This is a genomic window from Hungatella sp., assembly GCF_046966825.1.
This window is the reverse complement of the sequence record NZ_JBKVCZ010000276.1, coordinates 1-2430: the sequence shown is the minus strand read 5'-3', so window position 1 is coordinate 2430 and position 2430 is coordinate 1. Positions and strand designations below refer to the sequence as shown.

Annotated in this window: 3 protein-coding genes; all 3 read right to left on the bottom strand. The window is 47.5% G+C overall.

Features of this window, described 5'->3' with window-relative positions; all coding sequences use genetic code 11:
* Window positions 1-92: 92 nt before the first annotated feature.
* A complete protein-coding gene (locus tag ACLTD4_RS33760; protein WP_006773333.1) occupies window positions 93-755 on the bottom strand; it encodes a DUF6100 family protein in 663 nt (220 codons plus the stop codon).
* Window positions 756-1301 (bottom strand): DUF5697 family protein, encoded by a 546-nt coding sequence (locus ACLTD4_RS33755; protein WP_006773334.1) that lies wholly within the window; start codon window positions 1299-1301, stop codon window positions 756-758.
* A 161-nt stretch (window positions 1302-1462) separates the two neighbouring features.
* Window positions 1463-2227 (bottom strand): SPL family radical SAM protein, encoded by a 765-nt coding sequence (locus ACLTD4_RS33750; protein WP_347509088.1) that lies wholly within the window; start codon window positions 2225-2227, stop codon window positions 1463-1465.
* Between the last annotated feature and the right edge of the window lie 203 nt (window positions 2228-2430).

Genomic DNA, 2430 nt, shown 5'->3' with positions numbered 1-2430 from the left:
GTAAAATTCAGCCGGGCTGCTTTGCAAAAAGTAACGGAACTGTCGAAAAATCCGGTGTTAAGGTACTATCCCTAAAAAAACAGGGCAGATACCTAAAAATCGGATATATTTTTCAGCCCCTTTTCCCGCTTAGCCAGCCATGCCGGAAAACGGTTTTTGGGAATGACAAAGATACGCGTGCAGTCCTTTTCGCCAAATTCCGTTGTATTGTAGGCATCACAGAGGAGTCCCGTATCATCAACCATGATATAGGAGGCCAGAACATCTAAAATCTGCTTCAGCTCCATATTGTCGTAATCGTGGACACGCCGGGCGGGAAGCTCCATGCTGTAGGTATGGGAAAAACAGACTACGCACTCCCTGTATTTTGGCAGCGTATTCTGTCCGGCATATTGGCTCAAATAAAAGTGAAGCGGGTCAAGCAGAAATTCCACGCTCTTGCGGTTCCGGCGCTTTGGAAGCAGGCTGGGCAGCGTCACCTCCAGGATTTCATCTTCATAAAGGATCTCAACTCCATGGACCTCACAGGCCAGACCATGATATTCAGGCTTTTTTATCCCGCCGGTGGAAAAAATTAAATGACGCAGCTCACAGGCGATTTTTTCTGCCCGCAGCGCGGCGTCCGTAGACAGCACCTCATAGTTATCAGGATACCGCTGGATATCAGCAGTTCCCATAGCGTAGAGGGTATTTGACAGACGGGCCAGGTCATCGAGTATCTGCCCGATTTGTTGGGAAAGATGTTTTCTCTCCAATCACATTCCTCCATTCGTTTTTTTATAGTATTGAACCTCTCCGGACAGCTCCGCGGTACAGAATCCGGTAATACCGGGAAAATCCAGCTGATGAAGCTGCTCATGGCTGTCTACCAGCACAATCCGGCGCCCGTCATGTATTCCATGCTGGCGCAGAATGTGGCTGATCAGAACCTCCTGACCTGCCGCGGCATAGATAATTTCATAAATTTCACCGGAAAGGAAGAAGGTGATCTTAACCGGAAACTCGCCGGACGAGTGGTATTCCACACGGTCAATAAAATCCAGCAAAACCCAGACCGCCCGATTCAGTCCGCTGTCAATCGTAAAATCGGTAGTTCCAGCCGGAAAGTATCTGCCAACATTAGTCGGTACGATACGGGCCTGTCTCTGTAAGTGAGCCAGCAGGTTCTTAACCTTATCTGCTTTGTCAGGATAAAAGCGGCAGAGTTGCGTCTCCGACAAACCGGGATACATAGCAATCAGCCGCAGCAGTTCTGTGGCCTCCTGTCCGTAAAGCTCGGCTCTGGTCTTTATTTGAATCACCTCCTTATGCGTAATCAGAACGTAAAAAACACGTAATCATCAGAAAATGCGTATATAGCGCGTAATTACAGCGTATTGCGGACGTAAACGACAGTACGGGTACGGCAGAGAATACGCTTAACAGAAGTATACGAAGCGTATTCGCCACCGCAAACGGTTCTTTACAGGATTCGCAGATTACAGCAATCCTCTCGGTTTGGGTTTACATGCTGCCGCCAGTATTCGTAATGCTCCGTGACGTCCTCACATATGGTTTTTTCTGGTATATGGATTTTATCAAGGATTTTAAGCTTTACATCTAAGGGCAGGTGGCGGTAGCCTCCGTGCTGAAGGCTGTACTTTGTAAAATCCACCTCTTTGAACCATTGTCTGATCCATGTGTTGATTCTTAAAAACTCAATGACACACCTTTCAATACCAAGAGAATTAAGCATATCAAAATCCATAAATTCCTCAATCACAGGACTCAGGCGTATGGAGACATCGAAGCCAGATTCCTGCAATTTTTGAATCGCCAGTATCCGCTGTGACGGCGGGCTGGCCTTTTCATAGGTAAATGCCTTTTTATTATCTAAACAGGTGACAGTAATCTGGATATGAGCCAGTGATCTGTCCAGAATCTCCATATATTCCGGCTCTGCAATTAAAGCGGACTTTGTGACGATGAGATAGCCTATCCTGCGCCGGTTCATTTCAAGTATGGTATGGTAGGTTACCCGTTGTTCCCGTTCGCAGGGCTGGAAGCAGTCAGTCATTCCCCCCAGGCGGATAATCGTTCCCGGAGATAACTGATTCACTTTTCGGGCTATCTTCCGTACATCGGCAGCCTTTGGCTGGTCCGCGTTCCAGAAGCCGCGGAAATGAAGCAGAGAGCGGGCGTAGCAGTAGCTGCAGTTGTGCTGACACCCGCACCCATAGGTATCCAGTCTTGTATTGTATCTGCATTTATCTCCTTCATTTCCCTGGACACTCTTATAAAAACTTTTAAACTCGCTTGTATCTACCTCCTTGTGTGTTAAATAATAGTTGGTTTACGGGCTGCGGCAATCAGTAACCGGCATCACCTCACTTTTCATAGCGGAGAGCAGTACCGCCCTGCTTTCATCTGGTAAAGCAGCCAGATATGTTC